The organism is Aquipuribacter aurantiacus, from assembly GCF_051216895.1.
Taxonomy (GTDB): domain Bacteria; phylum Actinomycetota; class Actinomycetes; order Actinomycetales; family JBBAYJ01; genus Aquipuribacter.
On record NZ_JBPKAO010000016.1, the window covers coordinates 34,929 to 49,479 of the forward strand.

At 76.0% G+C, this 14,551-nt stretch carries 13 protein-coding genes; all 13 read right to left on the reverse strand.

Annotation, left to right across the window (positions count from 1 at the left end):
* Window positions 1-43 precede the first annotated feature (43 nt).
* The 13 genes from ACR80Q_RS17145 to ACR80Q_RS17205 all read right to left on the reverse strand — a co-directional run bounded on the left by ACR80Q_RS17145 (window position 44) and on the right by ACR80Q_RS17205 (window position 14,550).
* On the reverse strand, window positions 44-1,054 hold the full coding sequence (locus ACR80Q_RS17145) for a uroporphyrinogen decarboxylase/cobalamine-independent methonine synthase family protein (RefSeq protein WP_435378868.1): 1,011 nt from the start codon (window positions 1,052-1,054) through the stop codon (window positions 44-46).
* The gene (locus tag ACR80Q_RS17150; protein ID WP_435378869.1) at window positions 1,051-2,031 is read right to left on the reverse strand and encodes an aldo/keto reductase; all 981 of its coding nucleotides are present in this window, start codon (window positions 2,029-2,031) and stop codon (window positions 1,051-1,053) included. Before ACR80Q_RS17150 ends, ACR80Q_RS17145 begins: the two co-directional genes overlap by 4 nt.
* 31 nt (window positions 2,032-2,062) lie before the next feature.
* Window positions 2,063-2,731 carry a response regulator transcription factor gene (locus tag ACR80Q_RS17155; protein WP_435378870.1) on the reverse strand — a complete coding sequence of 223 codons (669 nt, stop codon included), beginning with the start codon at window positions 2,729-2,731 and terminating at the stop codon, window positions 2,063-2,065.
* A complete protein-coding gene (locus ACR80Q_RS17160; RefSeq protein ID WP_435378871.1) occupies window positions 2,728-4,323 on the reverse strand; it encodes a sensor histidine kinase in 1,596 nt (531 codons plus the stop codon). The genes ACR80Q_RS17155 and ACR80Q_RS17160 overlap by 4 nt, the downstream gene beginning before the upstream one ends.
* Entirely contained in the window at window positions 4,316-4,858 is a 543-nt protein-coding gene (locus tag ACR80Q_RS17165) for a hypothetical protein (RefSeq protein ID WP_435378872.1), read from the reverse strand. Before ACR80Q_RS17165 ends, ACR80Q_RS17160 begins: the two co-directional genes overlap by 8 nt.
* A 103-nt stretch (window positions 4,859-4,961) precedes the next feature.
* The gene (gene mnmA / locus ACR80Q_RS17170; RefSeq protein WP_435378873.1) at window positions 4,962-6,029 is read right to left on the reverse strand and encodes a tRNA 2-thiouridine(34) synthase MnmA; all 1,068 of its coding nucleotides are present in this window, start codon (window positions 6,027-6,029) and stop codon (window positions 4,962-4,964) included.
* 13 nt (window positions 6,030-6,042) lie between these two features.
* Window positions 6,043-7,245: a cysteine desulfurase family protein gene (locus ACR80Q_RS17175; protein WP_435378874.1), complete on the reverse strand. Its 1,203-nt coding sequence runs from the start codon at window positions 7,243-7,245 to the stop codon at window positions 6,043-6,045.
* Window positions 7,246-7,429: 184 nt separating this feature from the next.
* Entirely contained in the window at window positions 7,430-8,407 is a 978-nt protein-coding gene (locus tag ACR80Q_RS17180) for an electron transfer flavoprotein subunit alpha/FixB family protein (protein WP_435378875.1), read from the reverse strand.
* Between the two features lie 25 nt (window positions 8,408-8,432).
* Window positions 8,433-9,221, reverse strand: a complete 789-nt coding sequence (locus ACR80Q_RS17185; protein WP_435378876.1) for an electron transfer flavoprotein subunit beta/FixA family protein — start codon at window positions 9,219-9,221, stop codon at window positions 8,433-8,435.
* 121 nt (window positions 9,222-9,342) lie between these two features.
* Complete coding sequence (locus ACR80Q_RS17190; protein ID WP_435378877.1) at window positions 9,343-10,083, reverse strand: acyltransferase; 741 nt, start codon at window positions 10,081-10,083, stop codon at window positions 9,343-9,345.
* Between the two features lie 66 nt (window positions 10,084-10,149).
* The gene (locus ACR80Q_RS17195) at window positions 10,150-11,358 is read right to left on the reverse strand and encodes a BUD32 family EKC/KEOPS complex subunit (RefSeq protein WP_435378878.1); all 1,209 of its coding nucleotides are present in this window, start codon (window positions 11,356-11,358) and stop codon (window positions 10,150-10,152) included.
* On the reverse strand, window positions 11,355-12,695 hold the full coding sequence (locus tag ACR80Q_RS17200; RefSeq protein ID WP_435378879.1) for a phosphotransferase: 1,341 nt from the start codon (window positions 12,693-12,695) through the stop codon (window positions 11,355-11,357). The genes ACR80Q_RS17195 and ACR80Q_RS17200 overlap by 4 nt, the downstream gene beginning before the upstream one ends.
* Window positions 12,682-14,550, reverse strand: a complete 1,869-nt coding sequence (locus ACR80Q_RS17205; protein WP_435378891.1) for an ABC transporter ATP-binding protein — start codon at window positions 14,548-14,550, stop codon at window positions 12,682-12,684. Before ACR80Q_RS17205 ends, ACR80Q_RS17200 begins: the two co-directional genes overlap by 14 nt.
* Window position 14,551: the final 1 nt, after the last annotated feature.

Below are 14,551 nucleotides of genomic sequence, written 5' to 3' on the forward strand. Positions count from 1 at the left end.
GACCGGTTCGGCCCCCTCGCGACCCGGGCCGGGTCGCGAGGGGTCAGACCCGCTCGCGCAGCAGCTCGGCTGCGCGGGCGGTGCGGGCCAGGTCCTCGCGCCGAAGGCCCCGCCGGGCGTCCTCCGGCTGCGCGGCCACCGACAGGAACCGCAGCAGCTCGTGGTCCATCCCCAGCTGCGACCAGGGCGTGGTGACCAGCGCGGCCAGGGCCTCCGCGTCCGCGGCGGACGCACCGTCGACCGGGCTCAGCAGCAGGGTGCGCTCCTGCTCGACCAGCGCCGCGAGCCGCTCCCAGGCCGGCGCGTCGGTCCCGGACGCGCGGGCCGGGACGTGGACCCCCAGCCCGTCGGCGCCGCTCTCGGCCAGCAGGCCGACCGGGGCCTCCTCGGCCAGGCAGCGCAGCACCACCGACGCCTGCGCCGCGTGCGCCGCGTCCACCAGCAGGCGCAGCCCGTCGCGGACCTCGTTGGCCGGCACGGCCCGCAGCGTGTCGTAGCCGCTGGCGGTCGGGACCCGTCCGAGCAGCACCGACGGCAGCGACGGCTCGTCGAGCAGCAGCACCAGGTCCACGCCCGAGGCGGCCCGCCGGACGGCCGCCAGCACCCCGGCCAGGCCCTCGGCCAGCGAGGCCACCACGTCGCGTCGGGCGCCCGGGTCGGACACCGCCACCTCGCCCCGCTGACGCTGCAGCGACGCCGCGAGCGTCCAAGGCCCCATCACCGGCACGGCGAACGCCGTGGCCCGGCCGACCTCCTCGCCGCGCTCGGCCAGGGCGTCCAGGTCCTGCCCCCACCACGACCGGCCCCGGGCCAGGTCCCGGCCCGGCCGGTCGACCAGGCGCCAGCCGGACGGCTGCAGGTCGACGGGCAGGTCCACGAGGAACGAGGCGCTGCGCCCCACGGCGTCGGCGCCCACGCCGCGATCGGCCAGCTGCGGCAGGAACGGGACGTGCCCGTCGCCCAGCTCGCCGAGGACCAGGTCCAGGGCGTGGTCGGGGCGGGTGCCCGGCAGGGGCCCGTGGGCGGTGGCCCACGGGCCCGCCGGGAGGCTCACCACCGCGCGTGCACCAGGTCCCGCACGTGACGGTCGTAGACGGCGGCGACGTCGGCGCGCTGCGCGTCGGTCAGCGGCGCGCTGCCGGCGACGGCGGCGTTGCGGCGGGCCTGGTCGGGGTTGCGGGCACCCGGGATGACGGCCGTCACGCCCGGGGTGTCGATGACCCAGCGCAGGGCGAACTCGGCCATGGGGCGCTCGCCCGCGACGTCCCGCAGGTCCTCGACGGCCCGCAGACCGGCCTCGAACGGCACCCCCGCGAACGTCTCGCCGACGTCGAAGGCGGACCCGTCCCGGTTGTAGGTGCGGTGGTCGTCGGCCGCGAACGTCGTCGAGGCGTCGTAACGACCGCTCAGCAGGCCCGAGGCCAGCGGGACCCGGGCGATGATGCCGACCCCGGCCTCCTGCGCGGCCGGCAGCACCTGCTCCAGCGGCTTGAGCCGGAACGCGTTGAGGATGATCTGGACCGTGGCGACGCCGGGGCGGGCGATCGCCGTGAGCGCCTCGTCGCAGGTCTCGACGCTGACGCCGTAGGCCTTGACGGCCCCGTCGGCGACCAGGGCGTCCATGACGTCGAACACCGCGTCGCTGGAGTAGACGGGCGTCGGCGGGCAGTGCAGCTGGACCAGGTCGAGCGTGTCGACGGCCAGGTTCGACCGGGACCGGTCCACCCAGGCGCGCAGGTTCTCGGCGCTGAACTGCTCGATCGACAGCGGGTCCGCCCGGCGACCCACCTTGGTGGCGACGAAGACGTCGCCGCGGCGGGCGGCGCTGGACTCGCTGATCAGGTGCTCGCTGCGGCCGTCGCCGTAGACGTCCGCGGTGTCCAGGAACGTGACCCCGGCGTCGAGGGCCGCGTCGAGGGTGGCCAGGGCGTCGTCGTCGGTGACGTCACCCCAGTCGGCGCCCAGCTGCCAGCAGCCGAGGCCGACGACGGACAGGGAACGGTCGAGGCGGGGGACGTGTCGGGACTCCATGTCCCCGAGCGTAGGTCCCCTCGTCGTGGCCTCAGGCCACCGCCAGCCGGTACCCCATCCCCCGCACCGTCTCGATCCGCTGCCGACCGACCTTGGCCCGCAGGTAGCGGACGTACACGTCCACCACGTTGGAGCCGGGGTCGAAGTCGTAGCCCCACACCCGCGACAGCAGCTGCTCCCGGCTGAGCACCTGGTCGGGGTGGCGCATGAACACCTCGGCGAGCGAGAACTCCCGCGCCGACAGCTCCACCGTGCGCCCCTCGACGTCGGCGCGACGGGTCCGCAGGTCCAGGCTGAGCGCGCCCACGCGCAGGACGGTCTCCTCGGCCGTGGACGACGACGCGCTGCGCAGCCGGAGCCGCACCCGGGCGAGCAGCTCCTCGAACGCGAAGGGCTTGCGGACGTAGTCGTCGGCCCCGAGCGACAGACCCGTCACGGTGTCGTCGACGGCGTCGCGCGCGGTGAGGACGATCACCGGGACGGTGAAGCCCTGCGCCCGCAGCGCCCGCAGCACCGAGAAGCCGTCCATCAGCGGCAGCCCGATGTCGAGGATGACCAGGTCGACCTCGTCGCTGCGGGCCAGGTCCAGCGCGGTGACGCCGTCCGGGGCGACCAGGGTGGTGAACCCGTTGGACCGCAGCCCCTTCTCGAGGAAGCTGACGATGCGGGGCTCGTCCTCGGCGATCAGGATCCGGTTCACTGCTGTCCCCTGTCCGGTCGGGCGGAACCCTGACCGGCGGCGGCCGGTCGGGCGTGCAGCGCGGTGCCGACGTCGTCGAACCCACCGCGGGTCGGGTCGTCCCCGTGCTCCTCGAGCGGGTCGTCCACGTCCATCCCCTCGACGTGGGCCGGCAGCCACGGCAGGTCCAGCACGAACGTCGCCCCCGCGCCGGGCGAGTTCTCCAGCAGGACGTGCCCACCGTGGCCGACGGCGATGGCCTGGACGATGGTCAGCCCGAGCCCCGTCCCGGAGTCCCTCGTCTCGCCCGCGCCCCGCCCGAACCGGTCGAAGATGCGTGCCTCGTCCGCGGGGTCGACGCCGGGACCCGTGTCCCGCACCCACAGCTGGACCCGGTCGCCCCCGCGCTCGTCGGCCGCTCGCACCCGGTCCGAGCCCAGGGCGATGACGTCCCCCACCTGGGTGTGGGACACGGCGTTGCTGGCCAGCTGGAGCAGCGCCTGCGTGACGCGGGCCCGGTCGAGCATGATCTCGCCCACCGCCAGGCCGTCGATGCGCCACTGCCGGTCCGCGAGCCCGCCCAGCTTCTCGACCACCTCGTCGGTGAGCAGGGTGATGTCGACGGGCTCCGGTCGGACGAAGTCGGGGCGCTCGGACGTGGCCAGGGTGATCAGGTCGTCGACCAGGCGCGACATCCGGTCGAGCTCGTCGAGGACGAGGTCGCGCGTGACGCGGACGTCGTCGGGGTCGTCGGCGTCGACCAGGTCCAGGTGCCCGCGCACGATCGTCACCGGGGTCCGCAGCTCGTGACCGACGTCGTTCAGCAGGTCACGCTGGCTGGCGAACGCGCTCTCGAGCCGGTCGAGCATGTCGTTGAACCGCTGCCCGAGGTCGGAGATCTCGTCGCTGCCGCGCACGTCGATGCGCTGGGACAGGTCGTGGTCGTCGATCCGGGCCGCCGCCGCGCGGAGCTGCGCCAGCGGGGACAGCAGCCGCCCGAGCAGGAACCAGCCCACGGCGGCGGCCACCACGACCACGGCGCCGTAGACCACCGCCCGCTCGAAGATGGTGCCGGTCACCTCGTCGTACTCCCCCTGCACCAGGTACGTCGAGACGAACAGGGCGTCGCGGGGGTCGCGGGGGTCCTCGACGGGCACGACGGCGAAGGCGAGCGGTCCTCGGCCCATAGTCTCGGCGGTGCCGTAGCCCGGCGCCTCGGTGGCCACGATCTCGGCCAGCACCTGCTCCTCGAGCCTCACGTCGAAGGGGGGGCTCGACTCCTGCGAGGCGACGAGCTCCCCGTCGATGAACCCGAGCAGGTACTGGTCCTCCTCGGGCGCCAGGGTCAGCACCAGCGTCCCCAGCACGTCCTCCAGTCCGTTCCACGGCTCGCCCGACACCGGGTTGATGGGCCCCTGGGCGAGGCTCTTGAACTCCTCGATCTCCTGCTCCAGCTCCTCGGCGACCCGCTGGTCGACGTCGTTGTACTGGACGATGTAGCTGAGCACGGCCGAGACCGACAGCCCGAGCACGATCAGCAGGACCATCGCCCCGATCACCTGGGTGCGCACGGAGCGGAAGACCCGCCGGCCCGCCTGCGGCCGCTCAGTCATCGTCGTCGTCATCGTCGTCGTCCGCGTCGTCGTCCGCGTCGTCGTCCGCGTCGTCGTCCGCGTCGTCGTCGTCCGCGTCGTCGTCTGCGTCGGCGGCGGCGTCGTCACGGTCCCGGGCCGAGTCGTCGTCGGCCCTCGCCCGGGAGCCACCGGCCGGGGCGCCGTCGTCGTCCGCGTCGCCGGTCTCGTCCCGGACCTCGGGCACCTCGACGACCGGGGGCGGCGTCGGGGTCGGTGTCGCAGTCGGGGTGGGCGACGGCGTCGGCGTCGGCGTCGGCGTCGGGGGCATGACCGCCGCCGGCTCCGACGTCGCGGTCGCCGCGACGTCGCCCCCGACCTCGACGCCCACCAGGTCCGGGCGCACGGGGGTGACCACGAGCGTCGCCGCGGCGACCGTGAGCGCGACGAGCGCCGCCGTGGTGGCCGCCACGACGGCGTTGCGCTCGACGCTGCTGCTCGTGCCGCTGCTGCTCGTGCCGCTGCTGCTCGTGCCGCTGCTGCGCTCGGCGGTGCTGCGCCCGGGACTGCTCTGCACGGGCCCAGCCTGAGGCCGGGGCGTTGCCCCGCCATGAGACCCGGATGAGACGGGTCTCATCCGGCCGGCCCCGAGCACCTCGTTGGACCCGTCCGGCCGCGGCTCAGGCGGCCCGGACGGACCCGAGGACCCGGTCGCCGTCGTACAGCGCGACCGTCTGCCCGGGCGCGACCGCCGCCATCGGCGCCTCGGGCCGCAGCACGGCGCCGTCCTCGGTCACCGCGGCCACGACGGCGGGGACGGGGTCGGCGTGGGCCCTCACCTGGACCAGCACGCTCGCCCCGACCACCGGTGGGGCGCCCAGCCACACCGGGTCGTCCCCGGTGACGCTGTCCACCAGCAGGTCCGCCGCGCCGCCCACCGTGACCGTCCGGGTGGTGGGGGTGATGGACAGCACGTAGCGCGGGGCCCCGTCGGGCGCCGGTCGGTCCAGCTGCAGGCCTCGTCGCTGACCGACGGTGAACCGGTGCGTGCCCGCGTGCCGGCCCACCTGCCGCCCGTCACGGTCCACCACGGGGCCGGGCGCGCTGCCGAGACGTCGCTCGAGCCAGTCGGCCGTGTCCCCGTCGGGCACGAAGCAGATGTCGTGGCTGTCGGGCTTGTCCGCGACCGCCAGCCCGCGGCGGGCGGCCTCGTCACGCACCTCGCTCTTGGCCACGACGTCGCCGAGCGGGAACACCGCGTGCGCCAGCCGGTCCCGGCGCACCGACGCCAGGACGTAGGACTGGTCCTTGGCGGTGTCGGCCGCGCGGCGCAGGACCGGCCCGGAGGGGCCCCGCTCCACCCGGGCGTAGTGACCCGTGGCCACGGCGTCGAAGCCGAGCGCCAGCGCCCGGTCCAGCAGCGCCGAGAACTTGATCCGCTCGTTGCACCGGATGCACGGGTTGGGTGTGCGACCGGCCGCGTAGGCGGCGACGAAGTCGTCGACCACGTCGGCGGCGAACCGCTCGGCCAGGTCCCAGACGTAGAACGGGATGCCGAGGACGTCGGCCGAGCGGCGCGCGTCACCGGCGTCCTCGATGCTGCAGCAGCCCCGCGAACCGGTGCGCTGCTGGGCGGGTGAGCGCGACAGCGCCAGGTGGACGCCGACGACGTCGTGGCCCGCGTCGACCGCGCGCGCCGCCGCCACGGCCGAGTCCACGCCGCCGCTCATCGCGGCCAGGACCCTCACGACGGGAGCCCCCTCATGACGCGGCCGCCGCCCCGGAGACGCGTGCCGCTGCGGCGCGGGCCCGGTCCAGCACCCCCGGGAGCACGGCGAGCACGCGGTCGACGTCGGCGGCGGTGCTGGTGCGGCCGAAGGAGAACCGGAGCGCCCCCCGGGAGTCGGCCTCGTCGACGTCGAGGGCCCGGAGCACGTGCGACAGCTCCGGGACGCCGGCACGGCAGGCGGAGCCGGTGGAGACGGACACGCCCTGGGCGTCGAACAGGTACAGCAGCGAGTCGCCCTCGCAGCCCGGGAACGTCACGTGCAGGTTCGTGGGCAGCCGCGCCCCGGGGGTCTCGGGATCGGCCCCGCGCACCACGACCCGGGGGTCCAGGACCCGGATCCCCGCCATCAGCCGGTCCCGCAGCGCGGCCACCCGGACCGACTCCACGGGCTGCTCGGCGACGGCCTCGACGACCGCGACGGCCAGCGCGGCGGCGGCGGCGGTGTCCACCGTCCCCGACCGGACCCCGCGCTCCTGCCCGCCGCCGTGCAGCACGGCCTCGAGCTCGACGCCGCGGCGCACCACGAGGGCGCCGGAGCCGACCGGGGCGCCGAGCTTGTGCCCGCTGACGGCGACGGTGTCGGCCCCCAGCGACGACAGCGGCTCGTCGAGCCACCCGACGGCCTGCACGGCGTCGACGTGGACCGGGACGCCGACGGCGTGGGCCGCCTCGACGAGCTCGGCGACCGGCTGGACCGTGCCGATCTCGTTGTTGGCCCACATGCACGTGAGCAGGGCCACGGACCCCGGGTCCTGCGCGAGCAGGTCGCGGGTCCTCTCGGCGTCGACGCGGCCGTCGGCGTCCACGGGCAGCCAGACCACCTCGGCCCCCCGCTCGGCCTCCAGCCAGACGACGCAGTCCAGCACGGCATGGTGCTCCACCGGCGAGCACAGCACGCGCGTCCGCCTGGGGTCGGCCCGGTTCCGGGCGGCGTACAGGCCCTTGACGCCGAGGTTGTCGGCCTCGGTGCCCCCGGCGGTCAGCACCACCTCGCTCGGCCCGACCCCCAGCGCCCGGGCGACGGCCTCACGGGACTCCTCCAGCGTGCGGCGAGCCACCCGGCCGTCCCCGTGCAGGGACGACGGGTTGCCGCCGGTGGTCACCGCGCGCAGCCACGCCTGGGCGGCCGAGGGACGCACCGGCGTGGTGGCCGCGTGGTCGAGGTACACGCTCACCGGCCAAGGGTAAGCCGGGCCCGGGGGGGGGGGAGGGGGTGGGGGGGGGGGTAGGGGCGGGCAGTAACGCGTGGGTGGCCGAGGGACGCACCGGCGTGGGGGCCGCGGGGTCGAGGTACACGCTCACCGGCCAAGGGTAAGCCGGGCCCGGGTGGGGGCGAGCCGCGCGCCCCCACCCGTCGGGTCACCCCTTGCGCCGCGCGACCTCGTCGGTGACGGCGGGCAGGACCGTGGACAGGTCGCCCACGACGCCGAAGTCGGCCATCTCGAAGATGGGCGCCTCCCCGTCCTTGTTGATGGCGACGACGACCTTCGAGGTCTGCATCCCGGCCTTGTGCTGGATCGCCCCGGAGATGCCGGCCGCGACGTACAGCTGCGGCGAGACGGTCTTGCCGGTCTGGCCGACCTGGTTGCTGTGCGGGTACCAGCCGGCGTCGACCGCGGCCCGGCTGGCGCCGACGGCCCCGCCGAGGGCGTCGGCCAGGGCCTCGACGGCCGAGAAGTCGCCGTCGGTCCCGCGCCCGCCGGACACCACGACCGACGCCTCGGCCAGGTCGGGACGGCCCGTGGCGGCCTTGTCGGTGCGCTCGACGATCCGGGCACCCCTGGCCTGCTCCGACACCGAGGGGGTCAGCGTGGTGACGGTGCCGGCGGCCGGTGCGGCCTCCGGGGCCACGGAGTTCGGCTTGACGGCGACCAGGGGCGTGCCGTGGGTGACGGCGCAGCGGGTGGTGTACGACCCGGCGAACACCGACTTGGTCGCGACGACCTGGTCACCCTCCAGCGTGACGTCGACCGCGTCGGTCACCAGGCCCGACCCCGAGCGGATCGCCAGGCGCCCGGCGACCTCCTTGCCCTCCGGGGTGCTGGGCAGCAGCACCGCCGCGGGCGAGCGCTCGGCGACCAGCTGCGCGAGCACCTCCGACTTGGGGGCGACGAGGTGGTCGGTGACGTCGCTGCCGCCCACCAGGACGACCTCGACGGCGCCGTGCTCGGCGAGCGCGGCGGGGGCGTCGGCCCCCTCCGGGGAGCCGAAGACGACGGCCACGGGGTCACCGAGGCGACGGGCGAGGGTGAGCAGCTCGAGGTACGCCTTGCGGACGACACCTCCGGTGCTGTCGGGGCTGGGGACGGCGTCGACGACGACGAGGACCTGTGCCATGGAAGGGCTCCTTCTGGTCTCGGGCTCAGACGAGCCGGGCGGAGGCGAGGAAGTCGACGAGCTTGGCGGCGCCGTCCCCCTCGTCGGTGACGACGGTGCCGGCCGCCTTGGGCGGTCGGGCGTCGGCCTGCAGCGCACGCGACCAGGCGCCGTCCAGGCCGACCTCGGCCGCGTCGACGCCGAGGTCGGCCAGGGTCAGCTCCTCGACGGGCTTCTTCTTGGCCGCCATGATCCCCTTGAACGAGGGGTAGCGGGGCTCGTTGATCTGGTCGGTGACGCTGACCAGCGCGGGCAGGGTGGCCTCGATGGTCTCGGTGCTGGCGTCGCCGTCACGGCGGATCCGCACCGTGCCGCCGGGGCCGCCGGACAGCGTGACCTCCGCCGCGTAGGTGACCTGGGGCAGGCCGAGGCGCTCGGCGACCATGGCGGGCACGACGCCCATGCCGCCGTCGGTCGAGGCCATGCCGGTGACGACCAGGTCGAAGCCGGTGTGCTCCAGCGCCTTGGCCAGCACCAGGGACGTGCCGACCGCGTCGGAGCCGTGGACCCCCTCGTCGCTGACGTGGACGGCGCTGTCGGCCCCCATCTGCAGGGCCTTCTTGAGCGCGTCGCGGGCGTCCGCCGGGCCGATCGTGAGGGCGACGACCTCGACGTCCTCACCCGCCTCCTTGAGCCGGACGGCCTCCTCGACGGCGTACTCGTCCAGCTCGGACAGCAGCCCGTCGACGGCCTCGCGGTCGGTGGTGGTGTCCGCGGCGAACCCGCGGTCGGACTGCGCGTCCGGGACGTGCTTGACGCAGACGACGATCTTCATCGGTGGCACCCTCTCGGCTCGTCGGCGCGCGTGGTCCGGGCCCCGGGGTGGGGGGCCGGCCACGACGCCGGACTTCCTAAGTTACCCGCCGGTAGCATACGGCCTCCCGGCGGTCCCGTCCTCAGCCTGCCACGCCGGGTCGACGGCGACCCCGGGGCCTGCGTCGGCGCCCCGGCCGCGGCCGCTGCCCGCCCTGCTCCCGCAGCCTCGCCCGTTCCGCCCGGTCGGCGACCACGACGGCGGGCACCCCCGCCAGCACGACGTCGTCGGGGTGCCGGCCCCGCACCACCGCGTGCGCGGCCACCACCGTCCCGCGGCCGAGGTCCGAGCCCCGCAGCACGCTGCTGCGCAGCCCCAGCCAGGAGCCCTCCCCGATCCGGACGGGGCTCTTGCGGATCCCCTGGTCCTTGACCGGGCGGTCGACGTCGTCGTGCACGTGGTCGAAGTCGGCGAGGTAGCACCAGTCCGCGAGCAGCGTCGCGGCCCCGACGTCCACGTCCAGCCAGCAGGTGATCCGGACGTCGGAGCCCAGCACCACCTTGTCGCGCAGCCGCAGCGTGCCCTCGTGGGCCCGCAGGACGCAGCCGTCGCCGACGTGGACGAACGCGCCCAGGTGCAGCCGGCCGTAGCCGGGCACCGTCTCCACCCGCACCCCACGGCCCAGGAACACCATGCCGTGGGTGACCACGTCGGGATGCAGCAGGCGCAGCCGGGCCAGGCGCAGGTAGCGCAGCAGGTAGCCGGGCGTCAGCGCGCGGTGCGTCCACACCCAGCGCAGCGACTCCGGTGACAGGTGACGGTGCTGCTGGGGGTGCCGGCCGTCGCGGAGCCGGACGGCCCACGCACGCAGCAACCGGGACATGCGTCGTTCCTAGCAGGTCCGGGCCCCCGCGCGCGCGGCACCAGCGGCAGCCGCCGGGGACCGGGTTCACCCCGGGACGACGCCGGCCCTCCCCCCGCCCAGACCGGGCGGGCCCGCCTGGACGGCGGCCACCACCCGCTCCCCCACGTCGGGCCCGCCCACGTCGTCGTCGTGGGCCGTACCGGGGCTCAGGGGGGCGCGGAACGCGTAGACCGCGGCGACCCGGGCCGCGGCCAGGACGGCCAGGTCGGCCACCCGGTCGGGGTCCGGGACCGGCCCGTACCCGGCCAGGAACGCCGCCGCGCTCGTCGCGGCCCGGGCCGGGGCGGCCCCGCCGCTGCGCAGGGCCGCCTGCCGGTCGCGCAGCAGCAGGTGCACGAGCAGGTTGGCCAGGTCGAGCCCCGGCTCGGCGACGGCGACCAGGTCGAGGTCGAGCACCGACGCCGACCAGCCGGTCGCGTCGTCCCCGCTGAGCAGCACCTGCTTGTCGTGCAGGTCGCGGTGAGCGGTCACGGGGGCGCCCGACGAGACGGAGCCGTCGAGGCGCTGCAGCGCCGCCTCCGCCCCGGACCGCAGCGCCTCGACCCGCCCCGGGCCCAGGGCGCCGTGCCGGAGCGCCCGCTCCAGCCAGGTGCGGGTGACGTCGGCCTCGGCACGGAGGCCGTGCGGCCGCGACCGGGGCGGGGCCGGGGCGGCGTGCAGGGCGGCGACGGCGCGGCCGACTGCTCGCCAGGCCTGCCACGTCGCCTGCTCCCCCAGCTCGTGCAGCGTCCGTCCGGGGACGGCCGCCGTGGTCACCGTCCCCGCGTCGCGGTCGACCGCCAGGACCTCGGGCACGCGGACGCCGTCCGGTCGCCAGCGGGCCGAGGCCTCGAGCGCGTCCACCTGCTCGGGGCGGACGACCTTCGTGAACGTCGTCCCGTCGGGTGCGACCACGACGCCGCGGCGTTCGGGGCGGTGCGCCACCAGCCTGGCCCCGTCGCGGCTCAGCAACGTCGTCAACGTCGTCAGCCTGCGGTCGGCGCCACCGGGCTGCAGGACGACGCCGGTGCCCGGCAGGTGCTCGACCCCGGGCCCGTGGGGGCGCCGGGTGCGCTCGGCGACGTGGCCGGCGCGGTCGTCGTCGGCGAACCACTGCCCCGCGACCCACCCGGCGTCCCCGCCGTCGGCGCTGCGCACGTGCAGCAGCAGGTGCCCCTGGTCCCTGGGCCAGGCGCGGAGCAGGTCGAGGCCGTGGGCGGCCAGGTCCGCGCGGACCGCCGGCAGCCCCCTCACCGCACCAGCCCTGCACGCGGCGTGGCCAGGTCGGTCCCCGTCAGGGCCTCCCCGTGCAGCGCACGCTCGGCGCGCCGGACGACGTCGCGCACGTGCTGCGGCCACCGCCGTCGACCCGAGCGGAACGCCTCGGGGGCCCGGCGGAGCAGGTGCGCGGCGAGCCTGACCCGGAGCCCGTCGGGCCCGGGGGCACCCCGACGGTCCGCGTAACCCTCGAGCAGGGCCGAGACCCGGGCGGCGGCGGCCTCGGGGTCGTGGAGCCACCAGGAGGCGGTGATGCCGGCCAGGTCGTAGCAGGCGGGGCCGACGACGACCTCGTCCAGGTCGATCAGCCCGACCTCCCCGGAGGGTGCGACGACCACCTGGTCGGCCGACAGGTCGCCGTGCAGCAGCACGGGCTCCGACGCACCGAGCGCGCGCAGCGCGTCCACCACCTCCCGGGCCAGGGCCGCCGCACCGGCGTCGGGCGCGAGCAGCTCGACCGTGGCGGCCGCGGCCGCCACGGCACGGCACTCCGCGTCGACGCCGAGCACCCCGACCCCGTCGGGACCCCCGCCACCGGCCTGCGTCCCGGGAGCGCCGTGCAGGCTCGCCAGCAGGGCCCCCGCGGCCCGGTCCGGCTCGGCCGCCTCCGCCCCGGCGAACCGGTCCAGGCCTCGGCCCGGCAGGTGCTCCACCGCGAGCAGGCCCCGCCTGCGGTCCCGACCCAGGACCGCGGGCGTCACCCCGGCCATCGTCCGGGCCACCGCCTGGTACCGCCGTTGCACGTCCGCGAGGACGTCCGGCGGGTACGCGCGGAGCACGACCCGTCCGCGGCCGTCGGAGCCCGTCAGGCCGACCCAGCGCCGCTGCGGCTTCCAGGCCAGCGTCGAGGTCTGCCGGCTGGTGCCGCCGGCCCGGCGCAGCCGCTGCCGGGAACGGTCGTCGACGTCGTCCAGCCGCCCGAGGGGCAGGTCCGCCCCGGGCCCCAGCAGCCGGCTGAGCGCGGGCAGGTCGCGGTCGGCCGCGGGCATCCCCAGGACGGCCAGCGCGTCGCGGTCGCCGAGGACGACCGACCGTCCGCCCCGCGCGACCGTCTTGTCGAGCTTGGCGGCGCCGTCGCGGTGCCAAACGGCCAGGAACAGGTCGGCCTCACCGGCCCGCACCCGAGCGACACCGCCTGCCCCCGGCTTCCACCGCAGGTACCGACGACGGACCCCGCCCGCGACGGCCGACGGGCCGAGCCGGTCGGCCAGCCAGCCCGTCAGGGCGTCGTCGTCCAGCAGCAGCGGCAGGCCCGGCACCCCGGGGTCCGCCGCCAGCAACCGGGCGACGTCATCGTGGTCAGGACGTCCCACGAGCCGTGCCCCCTGCTCGGGCCCGGACCGGCCCGGGGGCCTCCGGGCGCCGGACCCGGGTCCGCAGGTCCATCGGTGCCGCACCCAGGACCTCCTCGGGGCGGCCGGAGGCGGTCACCCGGCCGGACTCGATCCGCACCACGCGGTCGGCGTCACGGACGCTCTCCACGTCGTGGGTGACGACGAAGGTGGTGCGGCCCGCGGTCAGCCGGCCCAGCGCCTCGACCACCTCGTCCTCGGTGCCGGTGTCCAGCCCGGTGAGCGCCTCGTCCAGGACCACCACCGGCGCGTCCCGGATCGCGGCCCGGGCGATGGCGACCCGCTGCCGCTGGCCGCCGGACAGCGTCGTGCCCCGCTCGCCGACGACCGTCTCGTAGCCCTGCGGCAGGGCCTCGATGAACTCGTGGGCCCCGGCCAGCCTGGCCGCGGCGACCACCTGCGCCATGTCGGCCCCGGGGGCGCCGCTGACGATGTTCTCCCGGACGGTGGTGGCGAACAGGACGCTCTCCTGCAGCACCACCGTCACCTGCCGACGTACCGACGCGATCGTCAGGTCCCGCAGGTCGTGCCCGTCCATCAGGACCTGGCCGCGGTCCGGGTCACGGAGCCGGGACAGCAGCGTGACCAGGCTCGACTTCCCCGAGCCCGAGGGCCCCACGACGCCGACCCGCTCCCCCGGCTGCACGACCAGGTCGACGCCGCGCAGGACCGGGTGGCCGGGCACGTACTCGACCGTCACGTCGCGGAACTCCACGTGACCCCGCAGCGCCGGGGCCTCGCGGGCCCAGGAGCGGTCCTGCAGGTCCGGCTCGGTGCGGAGCAGGTCGACGACCCGCTCGCCGCTCGCGGCGGCCCGGGCGAGGCGGCCGGTGTACTTGGCCATGTCGCGCATCGGCCGGAACGCCGTCTTGAGGTAGGTGAGGAACACCGTCAGGTCACCGGGCGTCAGGGCCCCCTCAACGACCCGCAGCGCCCCGACGTACAGGACGAGGCCCGTCGCGACACCCACGAGCACGTCGGTCTTGCGCTCGAGGCCGGCGGCCAGCTTCTTGGCCTTGACCCCCTCCTTGAGGCTCTTGACGTTGCTGCCGCCGAACGCGTCCTGCAGCGGCTTCTCCATGGAGTAGGCCTGCACGAGCTTCATGGCGCCCAGGGACTCGGTGGCCAGCGAGGCGAGCGCCCCCTCGTTGACGCGCTGCTTGCGCGAGACCCCGCTGATGCGTCGCGTGAGGCGGACGGAGATCAGACCGAAGAGGGGGAAGACGACGAGCACCACGAGAGCGAGCTGCCAGTCGAGCACGGCGATGACGACCAGCATCCCCACCAGCGTCACCAGGTTGCCCACCAGCGGCATCGCCGCGGTGACGGTGGCCTCCTGCAGCCGGCCGATGTCTCCGGTGACCCGGGTGACCAGGTCGCCGGTGCGGGCCGTGTCGTGGAACGACATCGACAGGCGGTTGAGGTGGGCGAAGAGCTCGGCCCTGACCCGGGTGAGCACCCGGTTGCCGGCGAGCGCGAAGAAGACGGTCATCAGGTAGGCCGCCAGGGCCCGCAGGGCCACCACCGCCACGAGCCCCAGGCTCGCCACCAGCAGCACGGTGCCCAGGTCCGCGGGCTGGGCCACCCCGATGTCGGCGCCGTTGGCGGTGACGACGGCGTCGATGACGAACTTCAGCGGCCAGGGCTCGAGCAGCCGCATGGCCACGGTCGAGAGCAGCGCGACGCTGCCCGCCACCAGCAGCCGGCGTTCCTGCACGATGTGCGGGCGGAACTGGCGCAGGGTGCGCCGGATGCCGGGGGTGGACTCCCGTAGCGTCTGGGGGCGTCGGCGGGTGATCCTCGGTCGGGCGGGCATC